Source organism: Nonomuraea sp. NPDC050022, from assembly GCF_044460705.1.
In the GTDB taxonomy this organism is placed as follows: domain Bacteria; phylum Actinomycetota; class Actinomycetes; order Streptosporangiales; family Streptosporangiaceae; genus Nonomuraea.
Map to the genome: position 1 here is coordinate 23,858 of NZ_JBITKE010000015.1, position 17,246 is coordinate 41,103.

19 protein-coding genes and 1 tRNA gene are annotated in these 17,246 nt (G+C 66.6%); 9 read left to right on the top strand and 11 right to left on the bottom strand.

Annotated elements, in window-relative coordinates; all coding sequences use genetic code 11:
• Window positions 1-41 precede the first annotated feature (41 nt).
• The 3 genes from sigJ to ACIBO2_RS47380 all read right to left on the bottom strand — a co-directional run bounded on the left by sigJ (window position 42) and on the right by ACIBO2_RS47380 (window position 3,219).
• Window positions 42-983, bottom strand: a complete 942-nt coding sequence (sigJ, locus tag ACIBO2_RS47370; RefSeq protein WP_397304423.1) for an RNA polymerase sigma factor SigJ — start codon at window positions 981-983, stop codon at window positions 42-44.
• A gap of 71 nt (window positions 984-1,054) precedes the next feature.
• A complete protein-coding gene (locus ACIBO2_RS47375) occupies window positions 1,055-1,423 on the bottom strand; it encodes a hypothetical protein (protein ID WP_358553971.1) in 369 nt (122 codons plus the stop codon).
• 107 nt (window positions 1,424-1,530) lie between these two features.
• Window positions 1,531-3,219: a hypothetical protein gene (locus ACIBO2_RS47380; protein ID WP_358553974.1), complete on the bottom strand. Its 1,689-nt coding sequence runs from the start codon at window positions 3,217-3,219 to the stop codon at window positions 1,531-1,533.
• Between the two features lie 466 nt (window positions 3,220-3,685).
• Here ACIBO2_RS47380 and ACIBO2_RS47385 point away from each other — a divergent pair, with 466 nt between their 5' ends.
• Window positions 3,686-3,826: a hypothetical protein gene (locus ACIBO2_RS47385; RefSeq protein WP_358553976.1), complete on the top strand. Its 141-nt coding sequence runs from the start codon at window positions 3,686-3,688 to the stop codon at window positions 3,824-3,826.
• 176 nt (window positions 3,827-4,002) lie between these two features.
• On the opposite strand, the gene ACIBO2_RS47390 is transcribed toward ACIBO2_RS47385, so the two are convergent.
• Entirely contained in the window at window positions 4,003-4,428 is a 426-nt protein-coding gene (locus ACIBO2_RS47390) for a hypothetical protein (protein WP_358553979.1), read from the bottom strand.
• A gap of 439 nt (window positions 4,429-4,867) precedes the next feature.
• On the opposite strand from ACIBO2_RS47390, the gene ACIBO2_RS47395 reads away from it, so the two are divergent.
• Window positions 4,868-5,536 (top strand): Type 1 glutamine amidotransferase-like domain-containing protein, encoded by a 669-nt coding sequence (locus ACIBO2_RS47395; protein ID WP_358553982.1) that lies wholly within the window; start codon window positions 4,868-4,870, stop codon window positions 5,534-5,536.
• A 449-nt stretch (window positions 5,537-5,985) separates the two neighbouring features.
• Here the strand turns inward: ACIBO2_RS47395 and ACIBO2_RS47400 are convergent, their stop codons facing one another.
• Window positions 5,986-6,519 carry a hypothetical protein gene (locus ACIBO2_RS47400; RefSeq protein WP_397304424.1) on the bottom strand — a complete coding sequence of 178 codons (534 nt, stop codon included), beginning with the start codon at window positions 6,517-6,519 and terminating at the stop codon, window positions 5,986-5,988.
• An 84-nt stretch (window positions 6,520-6,603) separates the two neighbouring features.
• Window positions 6,604-6,873, bottom strand: a complete 270-nt coding sequence (locus tag ACIBO2_RS47405; RefSeq protein ID WP_397304425.1) for a hypothetical protein — start codon at window positions 6,871-6,873, stop codon at window positions 6,604-6,606.
• Window positions 6,874-7,370: 497 nt separating this feature from the next.
• Here ACIBO2_RS47405 and ACIBO2_RS47410 point away from each other — a divergent pair, with 497 nt between their 5' ends.
• Complete coding sequence (locus ACIBO2_RS47410) at window positions 7,371-7,958, top strand: TetR/AcrR family transcriptional regulator (RefSeq protein WP_397304426.1); 588 nt, start codon at window positions 7,371-7,373, stop codon at window positions 7,956-7,958.
• A gap of 12 nt (window positions 7,959-7,970) precedes the next feature.
• Entirely contained in the window at window positions 7,971-8,264 is a 294-nt protein-coding gene (locus ACIBO2_RS47415) for a hypothetical protein (protein ID WP_358553993.1), read from the top strand.
• A gap of 588 nt (window positions 8,265-8,852) precedes the next feature.
• Here ACIBO2_RS47415 and ACIBO2_RS47420 read toward each other — a convergent pair.
• Window positions 8,853-9,230, bottom strand: coding sequence for a hypothetical protein (locus tag ACIBO2_RS47420; protein ID WP_397304427.1), 378 nt, complete (start codon window positions 9,228-9,230; stop codon window positions 8,853-8,855).
• Window positions 9,231-9,747: 517 nt separating this feature from the next.
• A tRNA-Tyr gene (locus ACIBO2_RS47425) sits at window positions 9,748-9,829 on the bottom strand.
• A 474-nt stretch (window positions 9,830-10,303) separates the two neighbouring features.
• On the opposite strand from ACIBO2_RS47425, the gene ACIBO2_RS47430 reads away from it, so the two are divergent.
• The 3 genes from ACIBO2_RS47430 to ACIBO2_RS47440 all read left to right on the top strand — a co-directional run bounded on the left by ACIBO2_RS47430 (window position 10,304) and on the right by ACIBO2_RS47440 (window position 12,489).
• On the top strand, window positions 10,304-10,801 hold the full coding sequence (locus ACIBO2_RS47430; protein ID WP_358553999.1) for a YajQ family cyclic di-GMP-binding protein: 498 nt from the start codon (window positions 10,304-10,306) through the stop codon (window positions 10,799-10,801).
• Window positions 10,802-11,130: 329 nt separating this feature from the next.
• Window positions 11,131-11,952, top strand: coding sequence for a glycerophosphodiester phosphodiesterase family protein (locus ACIBO2_RS47435; RefSeq protein WP_358554002.1), 822 nt, complete (start codon window positions 11,131-11,133; stop codon window positions 11,950-11,952).
• 36 nt (window positions 11,953-11,988) lie between these two features.
• Window positions 11,989-12,489, top strand: a complete 501-nt coding sequence (locus tag ACIBO2_RS47440; protein ID WP_358554005.1) for a hypothetical protein — start codon at window positions 11,989-11,991, stop codon at window positions 12,487-12,489.
• 127 nt (window positions 12,490-12,616) lie between these two features.
• Here ACIBO2_RS47440 and ACIBO2_RS47445 read toward each other — a convergent pair whose 3' ends face one another.
• Entirely contained in the window at window positions 12,617-13,870 is a 1,254-nt protein-coding gene (locus ACIBO2_RS47445; protein ID WP_358554008.1) for a serine hydrolase, read from the bottom strand.
• A gap of 35 nt (window positions 13,871-13,905) precedes the next feature.
• The gene (locus ACIBO2_RS47450) at window positions 13,906-15,192 is read right to left on the bottom strand and encodes an alpha/beta fold hydrolase (protein WP_358554011.1); all 1,287 of its coding nucleotides are present in this window, start codon (window positions 15,190-15,192) and stop codon (window positions 13,906-13,908) included.
• A gap of 60 nt (window positions 15,193-15,252) precedes the next feature.
• Between ACIBO2_RS47450 and ACIBO2_RS47455 the strand changes: the two genes are divergently transcribed.
• A complete protein-coding gene (locus ACIBO2_RS47455; RefSeq protein ID WP_397304428.1) occupies window positions 15,253-15,798 on the top strand; it encodes a helix-turn-helix domain-containing protein in 546 nt (181 codons plus the stop codon).
• 49 nt (window positions 15,799-15,847) lie between these two features.
• Window positions 15,848-16,312, top strand: a complete 465-nt coding sequence (locus ACIBO2_RS47460; protein ID WP_397304429.1) for an NUDIX hydrolase — start codon at window positions 15,848-15,850, stop codon at window positions 16,310-16,312.
• 52 nt (window positions 16,313-16,364) lie between these two features.
• On the opposite strand, the gene htpX is transcribed toward ACIBO2_RS47460, so the two are convergent.
• Window positions 16,365-17,216, bottom strand: coding sequence for a zinc metalloprotease HtpX (gene htpX, locus ACIBO2_RS47465; protein WP_358554019.1), 852 nt, complete (start codon window positions 17,214-17,216; stop codon window positions 16,365-16,367).
• Window positions 17,217-17,246: the final 30 nt, after the last annotated feature.

Genomic DNA, 17,246 nt, shown 5'->3' on the forward strand with positions numbered 1-17,246 from the left:
ATGGCCCGCCGTTTCCTGACAGGAACGCGGTGTGAGACACGTCACATCACGAGAAGGGGCTCCCCATGGCCGGCCGCCGCCCATTGCTCGGTCGCGCGTTCGAGCTTGTCGGGGTTCGCCTGGGTACGGCAGGCGGTGATGCCCTCGGCGGTGACCTCCAGGCACATGATGGCGACGACCCGGCCTTCCACGACGGCCACAACGGCGGGTTCGCCATTGGCGGTCCAGGCGTATATCTCGGGCGAGCCGCCGACGACGGCGCGCTTGGCCTCGGCGGGCTTGAACATGCCCCACACGAACTTCGCGACCGCGACGGCTCCCTCGAACGCCTTGGTGCGTGCCGGAACCTTCCCTCCGCCGTCACCGATGGAGATGGCGTCCTTGGTGAGCAGGCGTACGAGCTCATCAGTCTGACCACTGGTGGCGGCCGCGAGGAACTCCTCGACGATCCGCCGGGCGGCGGCCTCGTCGATCTCGGTGCGGGCTTTGCCGTACGCGACATGCTTCTTGGCACGGTGAAAGATCTGCTGGCTGGCCGCCTCGGTGATGTCGAGGATCTCGGCGATCTCCCGGTGCGGGTAGTCGAAGGCCTCCCGCAGCACGTACACGGCCCGTTCGTTAGGGGACAGGCGCTCCATGAGGGTGAGGACCGCGTACGAGACCGATTCGCGCTGCTCAGCGGTGTCGGCCGGGCCGAGCATCAGGTCCCCGGCCAGCAGTGGCTCGGGAAGCCATTGGCCCACGTAGGTCTCGCGGCGCGCCCGCGCGGAGGTGAGCTGGTTGAGGCACAGGTTGGTGAGTACTTTCGTCAGCCAAGCCTCGGGGACCTCGACGCGGTCGACGTCGGCGGCCTGCCAGCGCAGGAACGTCTCCTGCACGACGTCCTGTGCCTCGTCTGCGGAGCCGAGGAGACGGTAGGCGATGGCCTCCAGACGGGGCCTCGACAGCTCGAACCGGTCCACGTCAATCACCGTTAAAGGCATGATCCGATCCTAACCCTGTGGTTGTAGATCGCTTTTGGGCCCGAGGGTGACGCCACGAAACGCTCACAGTCTTAGCGGCAGGCGTCGCAGTCGTCGCACAGGGTTTTGATCCAGGGGCGTTTCCTGGCCTGGCCGGGATTACCGCAGTATTCACAGATCCTGGCCGATTCCTGTTCAGCGGCGCGTACGAGGAGTGTCGCCGCGTCGTCCTCCCGCTTGTAGCGTTCCGCCTCATGTGGTTCGGGCCACTTGTCGCCCCCCTGGTGCAGGTGGCGCAACAGGCCGGTGAGGAGGTAGACGCGTAAGGTGCCGTACTTCTCCTTGACCTGTTGGACGCTGTAGCCGGGGCTTACGGCCAGCAGTTCCTCGTGCAGGCGTAGCAGCAGCGGACGCCAGCCCGGGCCGATGCCGTCAAGGTGGGCGGGGATCTGTTCCGACATGGCTTCATGATCCGATGCGGTGAGGTCGGCTGTCGACAGCGTCAACTCGCTGATCCCTTCGCTCGGTAGGGTGCCCGTACGGAGGAGAGTGTGCGCCCCGCCACCGCTCACGACTTCAGCTCAAGCCTCTTCCTCGACGCACCCGGGAACACGACGACCAGGTGCTGCTCCTCCCCCGCAGCGTCGACCCGCACGTAGACACGGAGCCGGTAGCGGCCCTTCCCCGCGATCGCCAGGTTGGGCATCGGGGCGCCCGCGCCCACATCTCCGCCCTCGCCCATGTAGGGCACAGTGAGCTGGCCGCTGCGGCTGACGATCGGCACCTCGCTGACCTGGTCCCACCCGGCCGTCCGCTGTGGCGGTGCGGCGCGGAATGCCTTCACGGTAAGGCACAGATCAGAGACGTCTTCGACGTGCCCGATGAGCGCCGCGCTGCCGGCCACCCCGATGAGGTTGCTGTCGTCGTAGACCTTGCCCATCGCCTCCTCCGCCGCCTCGTCGGCCGCTTCGTCTTCGGGGTCCTGGACCAGATAGCCGGGATCGCCGTCGACGAACAGGAAGTAGTTGGCCGTGCCCTGGACGACACCCTTCGTCCGGGGCCACGGGTCGCGGCACTTCGCGTTCTTCTTGGCGATGTAGGCGGCGTTGTCCGCCTCCGTCTGCGTGGTCGACCGCAGCAGCTCGGGATTTGTCGCACCGACGATCTCCGGGCACACGTAGACGAGGTCCCACGGGTCCACGCTCCAAGCGGGCCGCGCGCTCCCGGCCCGCGTCAGAATCGCCTTCTGCTCGTCGCGGTCCTCTGTACGGCACAGCGCCCGCCCGTACGCGAGGATCGCCTGATCCGACACGCTGTCAGGGAACATGGGCGGGACTCCGCCAGCTCTGCTCCGCGCTCGGCACAGGAACGCGGCGTCGCGTTCCGCGGGTTTCAGGTCGCCGAAGCTCGGCCGGTCGTAGCAGCCCATCGACCGGCCGGTGTAGGTGAGGTGCGCGGCCTGCTCCGGCTGGATCAGTACGATGATCGGCAGCACGGTCACGGCCGCGACCACGACGCGGATCACACGCCGCCGCGCGGGCGGAGGGTCCGCCAGGCAGTCCTCCGCGGGCAGTTCACGGGCGGTCGCGGCCATCCACACGGTGCTGACGAGGTTCACCGCGTCCATCATGATCAGCAACGCCGGAGTGCCGCCGGAGAATACGTTGGGCGCCATCGCCAGCGCGTAGACACCCAGCGACAACAACCCGGCGATCTGCGTGCCGCGGCTCCACCGGCCGTCGCGCCGCTGCCCGACGACCGTGAGGATGGTCGCCACCACTCCGCTCAGCATCAAGACCGGTTCGACGATGCCGCCCGATCCAAGCTCTGGGAGGTCGAGATCGTCGAGCAGTCCGTTGGCCATCCCCGCCAGCTCGACCGCGAACATCGCTCCGGCGGCCGCGCGCAGCATGCGGGACCGCCAGCGGATAACGAGCAGGTAGAGGACGTCGATCGCGGTCCACAGCGCGAGCTGGAATGCCATGTTGACCGCGTCGGGAAGCAGCACGATCGGGAACCACAGCACGAGGTTGTACGCCACCGCGAGATACAGCAGTCGGCGCAGCGCCTTCGCCCGGCGGTTCAGCGGTCCGGGTGCGGGGGCACGCAGGATCAGCCACAGGAGCGCGGCCTTCACCAGGGCGGCCACGAGCAGCACCACAGTCGTCGGGGTGTCGAACCCGCCGCGCAGGTAAAACTCCGCGTAGGCCGGCGGCGACCATTCGACGGCCGCCCAGAGCCAGGCGTCGCCGAGCACTAGGCCCGCGCCAACCGCCGCAAGGACCAGACCGACTAATCCAATCCTGATAATCCGCCATAAATTATCCGAAAGCACGGGACGCGATCTTAGCGCGGCACCGCCGTACTACCGCTGGCGTGAGATCGGCAAAACCCCCGAGGGCATCCGGCTACCCAACGGCGAACTTCGCGTCTACCGCAGCAGATATTCGGATCGGTAGTAACGCAAGGATTGTCAAGCCCCGATGGCGACGCGAACTCGATGACTCGCCATCGCGGGATTTGCCTGTTGCGCCGGAAACAGCGACGTATTCCCAACTGACGATCATCCGACTACGCTGGCCGTGTCTGCTATCACTCACCGGACCGGATGTTCGGGGCGAGATGGCCAACAGAGGGGTGCCTGCGTCCGCACAGGAAACCGACAGGCGTGATCGCGGTGCCAGATGCCACGGGAACCAGGGGGGAACCGCAGGCACACACGGGTGATCAGCGAGCGGCCCCTCACCGCATTCCTGCTGGTGAAGGGCCTCTTTCCGCTGGTGGCAGGTGCAAGGTTCGAACTTGCGCAGGCTGAGCCGACGGTTTTACCGCGGACCGATATTCTCGCCCGCGTCAGCCTCTGACCTGGCCATACGGCTTTCATCTCAGGATCCACCTGAAGATCCATCTGGCGCATATCCCGTGGACATGCATCTGGGGGCGCATGGCTGCTGTATGCAGGGGCCTGCAGGGCTCGAGGAGCGATCGTCAGTCGCCCTGAGCATGGCTCTGTCATGCCCGCTGGACACGGGCGGCCGGCTCAGCTGCAGCGCGCGACGCGGGTCACGGAATACGGCTTGTAGACAGCGGCGTAGAACTTCTTCTTGCCCTTGGTGTGGGCGTTGACCGTCATGCAACGGTACTTGGCCGCCTTGTCGCCGACCGAGCCCTTCCTCACGAACATGATCTTGGCGCTGACCTTGTGGCTGCAGTGGTTGTTGAAGTAGATGGTCGCGGTCGTGTTGCCCTCACCCCACGAGTAGTTGGCCCACTTGCCTCTGGGCCGGGAGCAACTGATGCTGTCGCGCTCGACCCCGGCTTGAGCCGACGCGGTGGTGGCCTTCGTAACGGCGGTCTCCGTGCTCGTCCGTGCGGTGCCCGCCTGTGCGGTGGCTGCGGTCGCCGGTGTCAGCAGCATGGCCGTCGCGGCGGCGGAACCTAGCAGAACGGATGTGAGCTTCTTCATGCTTCAACCTCATAAGAGCAAAGATCTTGACCGAATCAACCGTATCGGCCATCCCAATACTCTGTAAAATCGAGGTTGTCAGCCCGTCAAGCAGATTGTCGCCAGTGTCGTCCAGGCTGTGGGGGCCCTGGAGAGCGAAGAGTTGGAGAGACTGCGGCGTACGTGCCCACCAGCGACGTCCCCACGAGATGACGGTCAGCGCCATCACCACTGCGGAGCCGCTGGTCGACGTCTTGGCGGCGGCGGCAGGAAATTAGCGCCCGTCTCCTCACGCCGAAACAGCGTTAGGAACATGACCAGCACAGCGGCCGCGGTCCCTGCGGTGCTGCGGCGGCTCGATCCTTATCTACCAAGCGTTTGCCCCCAGCAGCGGTGAGTCTCGCGGTGGTCGCAGGTCTACACGTCACACCGCTCCATCGCACTCGAACCGGGAGGCATCTTGAAGCTTCTTCTCACGTCCGGAGGCGTCACGAACGCGAGCATCCGCGATGCGCTGGTGGACCTGCTGGGTAAGCCGATCGCCGACTCCAGTGCCCTCTGCATCCCTACGGCGGAGTATGGCCACCCCATGTGCACGCCGGCCTCAGCCTGGCGCTTCATCGCCGGACAGACCCCGGCACCCATGTGCGACCTGGGCTGGAAGTCGGTGGGTGTCCTCGAGCTCACCGCGCTGCCCAGCATCGGCAAGGACCGCTGGGTCCCCTGGGTGCGGGAGGCCGACGTCCTGCTGGTGGACGGCGGCGATGCGACGTACCTCTGCCACTGGATGCGGCAGTCCGGGCTGGCGGATCTCCTGCCGTCGCTGCCCGAGACGGTCTGGGTGGGGGTGAGCGCCGGAAGCATGGTGATGACCCCCCGGATCGGTGACTACTTCGTCGAATGGACGCCGCCCACCGGAAGCGACCGCACCTTAGGGGTCGTCGACTTCTCGATCTTCCCGCACCTGGGACACGAGCTCATGCCGGGAAACACCATGGCCGACGCCGAGAGATGGGCCGCCGACATCGCGGGTCCGGCGTACGCCATTGACGACCAGACGGCCATCAAGGTGACCGACGGCACCGTCGAAGTCGTCTCCGAGGGCCACTGGAGGTCCCTTTCCTCTTAGGGGGGCGTCCACCTGGGGAAACGCCTCGTGATCCATCCCGCGCATATCCCGCGACCAGCGACAAACGGCGCTCAGGGTGGCTCATGGCTGCATGCCCCTGAAACGCAGAAGAGGCCCCGTAGGGCCTCTGAGCTGCGCTTACTGCGTGTGGCAGGTGCAAGGTTCGAACTTGCGTAGGCTGAGCCGACGGTTTTACAGACCTCTTGCCGACGAAGATCCGCTATCGCCGTTCTTGCTGGTAGAAGGCTTGCTGGTCGCCCAGGAGAACCGCCGCTTTTCCTGCCGTGCCACGAACGTGCCAGATGGCCGACGGTCTTCCACACCACTCCCCTTCAAGTACTCCCCGTCAAAGGCTTCCGCGATCTCCTTGTCTCGACCTTCCACGGCGCGAGCGTAGTGGCGCGTGGTCACGCTGGCATTGGAGTGGCCGAGCCGACGAGCGGCGGCCATCACACCGTGCCGGTCAGCCACCCAGGTCGCATGCGTGGCGACCGACTGTCCTTTGAGCATGCGTACGGTGACCAGGTCGGCCCATGCCTACAGGTGAGCTTGCCGAGGCGGGGCAGGTAGTCGCGGCCCCACAGGTGCCGTCCTAGACCGGAGACGATCATGACGGGTTGCCAGTGTCGCCGGTAGATCCAGGTCAGCCGCCACCAGGCGAGCAGTCGCAGGCCGATCAGTCGGGTGAAGCTCAGCCGGTCCGTGGCGGCCCAGGCAAGGAGTCCGGTGGGGACGGGCGCGAGGAGCAGGAGAGCGGTCTGCCAGCCGTAGGCCAGTGTGAGCGCGCCGGGCGTCGACGTGACGAGGGTCGCGACGGGGTGCCGCCATACGAGCCGGACGCATCCGGTGAGGATGCGCCAGGTGAAGATGATCAGGGTGATGATGGCGGGAGTTCGGATGACGGCCGGGCGGAAGACGACGGCCGTGCCGGGCGTGGTGGTGACGAGGTTGCGCGCCTCATCCCCAGGCAGCCGCTTGAACATATGCTGGGAACCTCTCGTGAGTGAGATCAGGGAGAACCGAGGGGCCGCCGGAAGTTGCACCTTCTGGCGGCCCCGCCTTGCCTGTCAGGCCGCCGTCTGGTCGGTGGCCTTGCCGGTGGCCGGCTGCTCGGCGTGCAGGCGCTCGCAGTCGGCCAGGTAGCGAGCAGCGGCGCTGTAGATCTCGCGAGCCAGGGCCAGGTCGGCGTCGGTGACCGGGCCGCCGCCTGTGGTGGAGACCGAGACGTCCGCCTCCGACGTGCTGAATGCCAGGTACGGGCGGCGCTCGTCGATCACGCGGGCGGCAACCTGAACTTCGCTGGTGTGGAAGGAGACGATGAGCCGCGGAATCTGCACCTGAGTCATCAAGCGGCGGCGCGGCGCGCCGCCGTGCCCCCGGCCCTCCGCCCGCCCGCCGTCCGGGCGTGCGGCCTGGGGGCCGGTCCCGGACGGCGGCGGGACACCGGGCCGGCCGCCGCACGCCAGCACCGCCGTACCGACCGAACGCTCCGACCAAGGTTGCCACGCCGCCGCACAGATACAGCCCTTACGATCGCCACGGCGTGGCCGGCCACCGTACGTGCTTGGGGGCGATCGACGATCCAGGGTTCGTTCCTCACCCTGGCTCACCGAGCAAGGTGGTTGATCGCCGACCTTGACCTCTGAACCGGCGGACTGCAGCGGATGAGCCAGGTGTCGCTGCCCATCTCTGGACGAAGTCATTGCCGCCGATCCGGCCGACAGTCACGGTGGCCGCCGATCTCGTGACTGGTTCACGCAGGGCACTTCCGCAGAACGAAACGCTGGCGTACACTTCTCGAATGTGAACGGCACCGTTTCGATGAGGATCAGCCATGCCGGCGCGCCGACGGGGTGAGATCAGAGAAGAAGCCATCCTGCTCGCAGCCATGAGTCTGCTGAGCGAAGTCGGCTATGACCAGTTGACCATCGAGGCCATCGCAGAACGGGCTCGCGCCAGCAAGGCCACGATCTATCGGCGATGGCCGGGCAAGGCCGACCTGGTGGCGACGGCCATACGGAGGTACGCGGGAACGCCGGTGACCGCTCCACCCGACACGGCGAGCCTGCGTGACGACCTGGTGGCGGTTCTGCTGAGCCTGCGTGCCAGCCTCACCGGTCAAGACAGCGCGCTCATTCTTGGACTGCTCGTCGCGATGCGCCGCGACCCTGATCTCGCGCACACCGTACGCCGACACGTCCTCGACCACAAACGCGATGTGTTCGCGGCCGTCATGGCCCGGGCCATCGATCGAGGCGAGATCCCCGCAACGATGGACCATGCACTCCTCGCCGAGATCAGCTCGGCCACGCTGCTGTCTCGTCTCCTCGTCACCGGCCAACCCCTCGACGACCTGTTCCTGCACACGCTCGTAGACGCGGTGCTGCTTCCCATGCTCAGCCATCAACTCGGCCGACGATAAGGACCTCATGCAATGTGGCAGACGATTGTTCTCAGCTTCCTTGGCAGTCTCGTCGCCGGCAATGGACTGCCTCATTTCATCCGCGGCATCACCAGAAGGCGCTACCCGTCCGCCCTGGGCAATGGGCCCATCACCAACCTCGTCGCAGGATGGACCGGCCTCGTCATCGGCGGCCTGCTGTTGTGGTGGGCGCATATCGACCGATACCCCGCGCTGTCCTTTGCCTCCATCGGTGTGGGCGTCTTGCTCATCGGCCTGTTCCATGCGGGCCCGGGCGCCTTCGGACGCAAGGAGCTCTCGCAATGAGCGCCCAGATGCTGTGCCCCGCGAAGCGCTCCATACGACGGGTTCCCGTCGCAGACTGGGACAGGTGGGCTTGCAGGGATCGGCACGGCGGCCTCGCCCTGGGGGCGGGAACTACAAGGGAAGGCGGGGAGGAGAAGGGGATGGTGGGCTACTGCAACAGCCCCGTGCGATGGGATTCCGCCACAACTGCCAGCCGCGCAATATACGTGCAATGATCATGGTCTGCATCACGGTGAGACAAGGTCATGTCGCAGGTGGAAGGCCATATCCAAGCCGCAACGGTCACGCGCTGTAAAACCGTCGGCAAATCGACGCCGTGCCCGTCGCGTGCCCGATGGGGCGGGCAACAAGGGGAAACAGCGGGGAGTCACGGGGAACGTGACCAGTCTGCTGAGCTGCGTTTTCGCGACTCGAGAAAGATCGACATGCGTCTTTGCAAGCAGGATGTCAGCGGTTCGAATCCGCTAGGCTCCACACATGCGAAAGCCCAGGTCAACGGCCTGGGCTTTCGATTTGTTGAGGCGATGGACGGGCCTTTCTCTTCAGGTCTGGCTCGCCAAGCAAGCGCGACGCGGCGCCCTACACCAGCTACGTCTCGTCTGAATCTACAAGGTGTGATCTGTCGTCGAGATCAACCACCATCTCTCCCAGGAAGTAAGCCCCACAGGTGCGGCAGAAGGCTTCTTCTGCCGCACCGTCGACGACCAGTTGTCCGCCCGAGCCGGGGTAACCGAGGTACCACTGTCCGTCCAGCATGACCATCAGTTGCGGCCATCGCGGCTCGCAGGAGCACAGGGTGACCTTCGGCTCGCGAGCCCACTCGAACGGGGGTGGCGTATCCGGTTCGATGATGAAGCTTCCCGGGTAGATCGCGCCGCACTCGCCGCACCGTGCCGCTAGACCGCCGAGGGAGGTGAACGGACTGCCGTGCTCGTCTGGTAGGCACGGCATGGCATACCCGTTCATCTCCGTCACCAGAGCTGGCCACTGTGGTCTGCACCGGCACGACGACTTACGGGTCCTGAATAGTCTCATCGCTACGCTCCCCACTCCGACCTTGAGGCGATGAGCCTACGCAGGATGCGCAACCTTCAGATTTCCGCCCTCGAACACCGGCTTTCGGGCTTGCGAGACCAGGCCGCTCAGCGTGGTTCAGCGTGGACCAAGAGGGACGTAGACCTGCCTTTGAAGGTGATCAGGACAAGCATTGCGTCGTCGGTAGCAGAGGCGGGCCAACTCGACCCGTCGCCTTGGACGATGAGCAGACCAAGGACCACTCCCCTGACGGGTGGGACGACGGTGACGGGAAGATCAGGCCGGGAAGAAAGTGTGCGAGTCCACACCGGGAACATCCCGATGATCGCGTGCCAGATCCGTGCCAGATGCCACGGAGAAACAGGGGGAATCGCGGGTACTCACGGGCGATCAACGAGAGAGGCCCCTCACCGCGTTTCCGCTGGTGAAGGGCCTCTTTCTGCTGGTGTGGCAGGTGCAAGGTTCGAACTTGCGTAGGCTGAGCCGACGGTTTTACAGACCGCTCCCTTTGGCCACTCGGGCAACCTGCCGTGCCATCCGCTCTCGCGGCGACATCAGAAGAATAGCGGACTTCCGAGGTACACGTGACACCGGTTTGTCCCACGCCGGATCCCGCCTGCCTGCTCCGCCGAAACGGTATTCGCCCCACCGTCGACCGAACCACCCCTTTGACCGGACCCGTGTCCTTGACCTGCGGTAACGGCTTGTCAGGCACCAGGGCGACGAGGAGGTCGCAGAACGGGATCTAGCTGATGAGCTTCGCGCGCCAGTAGGTGGCGGCCTCAGGCACCCGCGCAATCGCCACCAACACCATCGAAAAACGCCCTAATCGAAAAGCGACGCCGGTGATCCTTCGGTGTGGCGGGTGGATCAAGGCCCGGCGCCCTGCACGACGCGCCGATGCTGGCTAGGCTCGTACGCTGGGGTCCGCGTTCGCAGAGGGCGCGTTTCGAGGTCCGCAAGATCTGGAACCGGATACCGCCTAATGCTTACGCAGCGAGAGGATGTGCGTTTTGGCCGATTCATCTTTCGACATCGTCAGCAAGATCGACCGCCAGGAGGTCGACAACGCGCTGAACCAGACGGTCAAGGAGATCGGACACCGCTTCGACTTCAAGGGCACCGGGGCCAGCATCGGCTGGACCGGGCAGAGTATCGAGATCAAGGCCAACAGCGAGGAGCGGGCCGGGGCCGCGCTCGACGTGTTCAAGGAGAAGGTGGTCAAGCGAGGCCTCTCCCTGAAGATCATCGACGCGGACGAGCCCAAGCTGTCCGGCAAGGAATATCGCATGCTGGTCTCGCTCAAGGAGGGCATCGACCAGGAGAACGCCAAGAAGATTTCCAAGCTGATCCGCGACGAGGGACCCAAGGGTGTCAAGGCGCAGATCCAGGGTGAGGAACTTCGGGTCAGTTCGAAGAAGAAGGACGATCTCCAGGAGGTCATGTCCCTGCTCAAGGGCAAGGATCTGGACATCGCCCTGCAGTTCGTGAACTACAGGTAGCGGGCGCCCCGCCGTACGTCAGAGATCGCGCAGGGCATATCCGGGGCACACGGCCGAGCGCTGTCCACAAGGGCACGCGTTTTCTCCTGTGCCTCGGGCCTCCGCTCTCCATAAACACGTGTCGAACGGCGCCCCTACTTGTGGGCCGAGCGATCGTGCGCTGAAGCGCCCTGGTGACGTGGTGAAGGTCTACCAGTGCTGGGCGGGCTCGGACGATGCTCGGTGCCCGACTCACCGCCTCGCCAGGCCGCTGGTCGCCGTATCCGAGGCCTCGTAGTGATCCGGATATGCCAGGGTTGGCGTAATTGGGTGAGCGAAAGGTGAGGGTCTTGGCGTTATCGCGCGTTGTGGCCGGTCTGGCCGTCGGTGTGCTGGCGACCGTACTACCTGCAAGCAGTCCCGCCCAGGCGAGCGCCGCGTTACCGCCGTGTCCGCAGATATTCGGGCATGGCGGCTACCCCAGCGGCGCCAACGGGGCCGACACCTGGAACCGGGATCAGGTACGCCAGCCCAACAACCCCACCGCCATCCGGAAGTACAAGGGCTGGGGTGCGGCAGGTGTCGAAGCGGATCTACAGCTCACCAAAGACGGTACGAAGGCCGTCATGTGGCACAACACCTCCACCTGGGGCCTGAGCGGCGTCAAGAAGAACATCACCGACATCTGGTGGGCCGCCGGTGACACCGCACTCAAGGGGCGGACGATCAACCGGGGGAGCTTTAGCGGCGAGACCGTTTACACCTTCCGCGAGTGGCTGGCCGCCATGAAGGCCAACAGCATGATCGGGCTGGTCGAGATCAAGCCCGAGACCCGGCAGTTCCTGCTCGGCGCCGACGCCGCGGTCAAGTCGCGGGCGTGGGCCGAGGTCCTGGATCCGGTCAAGGAGCGGTACGAGTCGCAGGAGATCATCCTGTACTCCCATGATGCCGATATCGCGGCCGAGCTCAAGAGGCGCGTCACCGCCGCGGGCCTGGCGCGGGTGTTGACCGGCGGGCCCAGCTGGCCGGAGGTGACCAAATGGGAGGAACCGCCGCCCTCATGGACGCTGAACGAGAGCGCGTGGCAGGCCGCGCTCGATCGGTCGACCAAGCGGGTGGCGACCGACTACACATCCCAGCTCAGCGCGTGGCTCAAGGGTAAGTGCCAGTAGCTGTCATCGACCGGCTGACTCGTCAGGGGCGTCATCATGACCATGCTCGTTCACGTCACCGCGGCCAAGAACACGCGGTCGATGCGGCGCAGCGGCATTCGTGCGGTGAGCGGTGGGCATGACGGGATCTCTGGTGTCTATTGCCTGCCGGTGCTCCCGTCGTACCAGATCACCCATCAGTGGGTACGCGAGCTGCGGCGAGGCGGGCAGCGTACCCTCATCGCGGTCTATTTCCGGGTGCCAGATGACGAACCGGTGCAGGTCGGCCACTACAGCCGCTTTCCGGCCGAGATGGCCAGCGCGGAGGCGGCCGCGCTGGTCGCGGCCCAGCAGGACGCACGCGGGTACGAGTTCTTCGTCGCGCGGCCCATCAGGGCCGACGAGATTCACCGCATCCGCGGCGTCAACCAGGTGACCGGGTGGCGTTACATGCCGGACGCCCATGGAAGACCGCCATGCGCGTGCCCGATCTGCAATCCGTCGGGCCAGTACGGCGCGGCCAAGATCCGGAAAGCCTTCGGCGACCCAGACGACTAGTCGGATGGACGAGGAAATCAGTGAGGAGCTGCGCGGCTGATCCGCGCCGCGACCGCTCCGCGCGGCTGACTCGGCTCCCGGCTCACTGGCCTACCTGCGCTACGTGCGGCCCGTGCTACTCAGTGATTCACCGTGCCAAGGACAGGAGGTGGAACGCGCCTCGGATGATGGACTGGCCTTTGGTCGCCATCTCCATCGTGTCGGGCGCGGTGGTGGGGTCGGACACCATGAGGCTGGTGGCCAGAGCGCGGCCGTCGGCCGTGCGGGCGAGGTAGTGCATGGTCACGACGCCGGGTTCGCTGCCGCCCTTGTACCAAACTGCCGGGAACCGGGCCGCGTCCAGGTTGAGCCCGTCGTCGTTGAGTGACAGCGCGTGGTGGATCTCGGGCTGGTCGAGCCGCAGCAGCCCCGCGTACGCGTGGCAGATGTCGGCCGGCGAGGCGAACCATTCGATCTGGTCGATGTTGTTCGGTTGGGGCCAGGTCTTTCGTACGTCAGGCAGAGGCTGCCCTTCCAGTTCCCGTAACGCGGCGGCGCGCTCGTGTCGCGGCAGGGCCAGGTACTGCTGTGCCCGAGCCGCATCCGGGGCGGCCTTGAGCTGGAAGAGCGCCTTGGTGGTGAGGAACGGGATGTTCTCCTGGGGCTGCCGGTGGCCGAACAGCGACAGCTGGCGCACCACCGCGTCCCTGCCCAGGTGGTGGATCAGGTGGTCGGTGGCGGTGTTGTCGCTGATCGAGATCATGTGGTCGGCGAACGCCGCCAGCGGGAGGGTGGTGCCGGCCGGGCGGTCCTGCAGTGTGCCCGAGGGCAGGCTCTTCCAGTCCTCGCGGATCGCCAGCTCTTCGTCCCACGCGGCTCGCTTCTCTGCGACGGCTTGGGCGAGCGCGCCCAGTACGTACAGCTTGAACGCCGAGCCGATCGGCCGTCGCGTGTCGGCGGCGAGGCCGTGGGCGATCCGGCACTGTCCGTCCGGCCCGATCTCCGCGGCGGCGAAGGACACGCGTGTTCCCAGCTCAGCCAGCCGCGTGTCGATCTGCGTCCACGAGGTCGGCTCGCCTTCGTCCGGGGTCAGGCGGAGGTTGTCCACGAGCCCTGCCCCGTCCACATGCACCGTGAGGAGGTAGCCGGCAGCATGACCACGCACCTCCGCCTGGGCCAGATCCGGTCGCGTCGTGAGGATCTTGCCTGCCGCCAGCCTGCCCACCCCGGCCAGTGCGGCGTTGAGTCCCTCCGGCCCGCCGCTCGCGTCCAGCAGGGCCGGTGCCAGGCGCTGACGGATCTCACTGTCCGGCAGCGGGGCTCGGGCTGACGCGCCCAGCAGCCAGTTCAGCTGTTCTTCAGCGGTCTTGGAGGAAGCGTCCGCTGCGGTTTCTCCGATCATTGCCGTGCCCCTCGGTCAAATGTGAGTCGGTGTGGTCAGCGCGTGAGGCCGGAGACCAGTCGGGCGATCTTCCCCTGTCGGGGTGCCAACCAGTCGGCGATGTCGGCGATCACGGCCGCGTCGACGTGCTGGGGCGACTCGTAGTCCGCGGGAGAGGACGGGCCTGAGCCGGAGAAGAACAGGTGGTTGTCGGCGTCGTGGACGCGGATCGTGACGTCCGCCCGGTGGGCAAGACCTGCCTGCCAGCGGGCGAGGTCGTCGGCGACGGTCACCTGGTAGTCGCGGCCGCCCTGCAGGATGAGCATCGGCTTGTCCAGCGCCGCCGCGGTCGCCACCGGGTCATAGCCGCGCAGATCCAGCCAGTACGCCCCCGAAAAGCCGAACGGCAGCTCGGCGGCGGGCGTGTCGGGCGACAGGTCGGGGCTGTCGACCATCGCGGCCTGCCGCGTGATCATCTCGACGGCGGCCTGCGCGCCGGGATCCAGGGAGGCGAGGTAATTGACGACGCGCACGGCGGCCTGGTGCATCGGCTGGGCGTCACCGGCCAGCAGCACCAGACCGGCCACGGAGGGCTCGGCGGCGGCGACTCGCGGGGCCACCTTGCCGCCCATGCTGTGGCCGGCGACGTACACTCTGGCGGCATCCACGTTCGAGTGGCGCTGCAGCAGGTGGATGGCGGCGACGGCGTGCGGGACGTACTCGTCGGTCATCGTGAAGTCGGACCGGCCGGCGTGGGTGTAGGTCACCTTGTCGAAGCGCAGCACCGCCACTCCACGGCTGGCCAGCCCCCAGGCCAGGTCCTTGAGCGGCTTGTTGGGGCCGCTGGTCTCGTCCCGGTCGAACGGTCCGCCGCCGCTGAGCAACACCACGCCGGGCCACGGGCCGCGCCCGCGCGGCAGGCTCAATGTCCCGGGTACAGCCAGCGCGCCGGAGCCCAGGGTGACCTCGTGCTCGTCGAAACACTTACGACGCGCGTACGGCGGCGGCGTCCATTGCTCGGTGAGCGGGGGCGCGAGCCGCAGACCGTGCAGCAGGCCGGCCTCGTCGACCGACATGACCACCGTCAACCCGCCCCGCTCGCACGTCACCGGCACGCTGACCCGGGTCAGCCCCGCCTTGACCGGCTCGCTCACCGGTGTCCCCAGCGCCGAGATCGACCCGATCCTGGAGATCAGGCCCTCCCACTCGACGCGCAGCGCCTCAGCGGACACCATCGTTCGCAGCGGCGGGGCGAATAACTGCTCGATGTCCGCGAAGTGCCCATTTCCCGCCATTTCGACGACCGCCGTGGCGGCGGCCGCCGGGCCCATTTCCACCATCATCCCGACACCAACCTTTCTACTTTTTTGCGAACGGTAGCACAACATGAGATCGTTGTTCGGATGGAATCCTTGGAGCTACTGGCACATCCGGTACGACTGCGGATCGTGCACGCGATGCGCGGCGGGCGCTCACTCACCACCACTCAGCTGTGCGCCCGGATCCCCGACGTCTCGAAGGCCATGGTCTATCGGCACGTCGACCTGCTCGCGTCCGGCGGAATCCTGGAGGTGGCCGACGAGAGGAGAGTGCGTGGCGCGGTGGAACGCCACTACCGCCTACGCCTCGACCGGGTCACCGTCGACGCCGACGCGCTCGCGGCGCTGTCGCCCGACGACCACCGGCGCGTCTTCGCCACCTCGATGGCGGTCCTGGTCGCCGAGTTCAACGCCTACCTCGACCGCGAGAACGCCGACCCGGTCGCGGATCTCGTCGGCTACCGGCAGCACGCCATCTGGCTCAACCGCGGCGAGCTGGAAGAGATGATCAATGGGCTGCGTCGCGTACTCCTGCCCTTGCTGGACAACCAGCCGACGCCGGACCGCGCGCAATACCTGCTCAGCCCGCTCTTCTTCCCTCTCGAACAGCCATCCGGCGACTCCGAGTGAAGCACCGGCCCATCGCAAGCCGGAGAACGCCCGCATAAGCTCCAATGACGTGACGAAGATCCCCCTGCGCCGGTTCACGGCCCGTGCTCTGCCCATCGACGAACAGGGCAGGGTGCTCCTGCTCCACGGGTTCGATCCCGCCCGGCCCGATGAGCCGTTCTGGTTCACCATCGGTGGCGCCGCCGAGGACGGGGAGACGCTCCAGGAGGCCGCGCTGCGCGAGCTGCACGAGGAGGTCGGGATCCGGGTCGGGGCCGACCGACTCACCGGTCCGTACGGCACGAGCACGATCGAGTTCTTCTTCGCCGAGTACGCCATCACCCAGGACCAGACGTTCTTCGCAATTCGGGTGGCCGAGGGCACTGACATCTCGTACGAGCACATGGAGGAGATCGAGAAGGCCACCACGCTGGGTCACCGGTGGTGGAGCCCCGAGGAACTGGAGGCCACTGACGAGGTCTTCTTCCCCGAGGACCTCGCCACCATCCTGCGCAAGATCAACTCGGCTGCTTGACGAGCATGAGGCAAGTTGTCATGAGAGTGGCGGGAGCCCTCGGCGTGGCGGATTAGCGGCGGTAGCCCGCCATGCGCTCCAACCGGGCGACCCGCTCGGAAGTGGGCGGGTGCGTGGAGAACAGCCGCCCGAACCCGGACCCGCTGAACGGGTTGGCGATCATCATGTGGGAAGCCGAGGTGAGGCGGCTGTTCTCCGGCAGCGGCAGCCGGCGCGCGCCCATCTCGATCTTGCGCAGCGCCGAGGCCAGCGCCAGTGGATCGCCCGTCAGCCGAGCGCCGGACTCGTCCGCCTGGAACTCCCGCGTCCTGGAGATCGCCATCTGCACCATCCCCGCCGCCACCGGTCCGAGAACCATCATGAGCAGCGCCCCCACGAACCCGGGCCCCTCATCGTCATCCGACCCGCCGAAGAACACGGCCACGTAGCTGAGCCAAGTGATCATCGTGGCCAGCGCACCGGCTACCGACGAGACCAGGATGTCTCGGTTGTACACGTGGGACAGCTCGTGGCCAAGGACTCCGCGCATCTCGTCCGGGTTGAGCAGTTGCGTGAGCCCGTACGTCACGCAGACCGCCGCCTGGCGCGGGCTCCGTCCTGTCGCGAAGGCGTTCGGTTGCACAGTGGGCGAGATGTACAGGCGCGGCATCGGCTGCCGGGCTTCGTTGGACAGCTCCCGTACGATCCGGTAGAGCATGGGCTGCTCGACCTCGCTGACCTGCCGCGCCCGCATCGCCGACAGGGCGATCCGGTCGGAGAAGAAGTAGGCGATACCGCTGCTCGCCATGGCGAGCACGAACGCGAACTGCAGCCCGGTGCCGCCGCCCAGCCACCCTCCCACCGCGAGTATCAACGCAGATAGGCCGCCCAGCAGGATGGCGGTGCGCAGACCGTTGTGGTGCAAGGTTCCCCCCTTCGCGGGTGTGGGTTCACC

What these genes read in the sequence shown, in the direction of transcription:
- sigJ (WP_397304423.1), bottom strand. Translation starts at nt 983, where the DNA reads ATGCCTTTAACGGTGATTGACGTGGACCGGTTCGAGCTGTCGAGGCCC.
- ACIBO2_RS47375 (WP_358553971.1), bottom strand. Translation starts at nt 1,423, where the DNA reads ATGTCGGAACAGATCCCCGCCCACCTTGACGGCATCGGCCCGGGCTGG.
- ACIBO2_RS47390 (WP_358553979.1), bottom strand. Translation starts at nt 4,428, where the DNA reads ATGAAGAAGCTCACATCCGTTCTGCTAGGTTCCGCCGCCGCGACGGCC.
- ACIBO2_RS47400 (WP_397304424.1), bottom strand. Translation starts at nt 6,519, where the DNA reads ATGTTCAAGCGGCTGCCTGGGGATGAGGCGCGCAACCTCGTCACCACC.
- ACIBO2_RS47410 (WP_397304426.1), top strand. Translation starts at nt 7,371, where the DNA reads ATGCCGGCGCGCCGACGGGGTGAGATCAGAGAAGAAGCCATCCTGCTC.
- ACIBO2_RS47415 (WP_358553993.1), top strand. Translation starts at nt 7,971, where the DNA reads ATGTGGCAGACGATTGTTCTCAGCTTCCTTGGCAGTCTCGTCGCCGGC.
- ACIBO2_RS47420 (WP_397304427.1), bottom strand. Translation starts at nt 9,230, where the DNA reads ATGAACGGGTATGCCATGCCGTGCCTACCAGACGAGCACGGCAGTCCG.
- ACIBO2_RS47430 (WP_358553999.1), top strand. Translation starts at nt 10,304, where the DNA reads ATGTGCGTTTTGGCCGATTCATCTTTCGACATCGTCAGCAAGATCGAC.
- ACIBO2_RS47440 (WP_358554005.1), top strand. Translation starts at nt 11,989, where the DNA reads ATGACCATGCTCGTTCACGTCACCGCGGCCAAGAACACGCGGTCGATG.
- ACIBO2_RS47445 (WP_358554008.1), bottom strand. Translation starts at nt 13,870, where the DNA reads ATGATCGGAGAAACCGCAGCGGACGCTTCCTCCAAGACCGCTGAAGAA.
- ACIBO2_RS47450 (WP_358554011.1), bottom strand. Translation starts at nt 15,192, where the DNA reads ATGATGGTGGAAATGGGCCCGGCGGCCGCCGCCACGGCGGTCGTCGAA.
- ACIBO2_RS47455 (WP_397304428.1), top strand. Translation starts at nt 15,253, where the DNA reads ATGGAATCCTTGGAGCTACTGGCACATCCGGTACGACTGCGGATCGTG.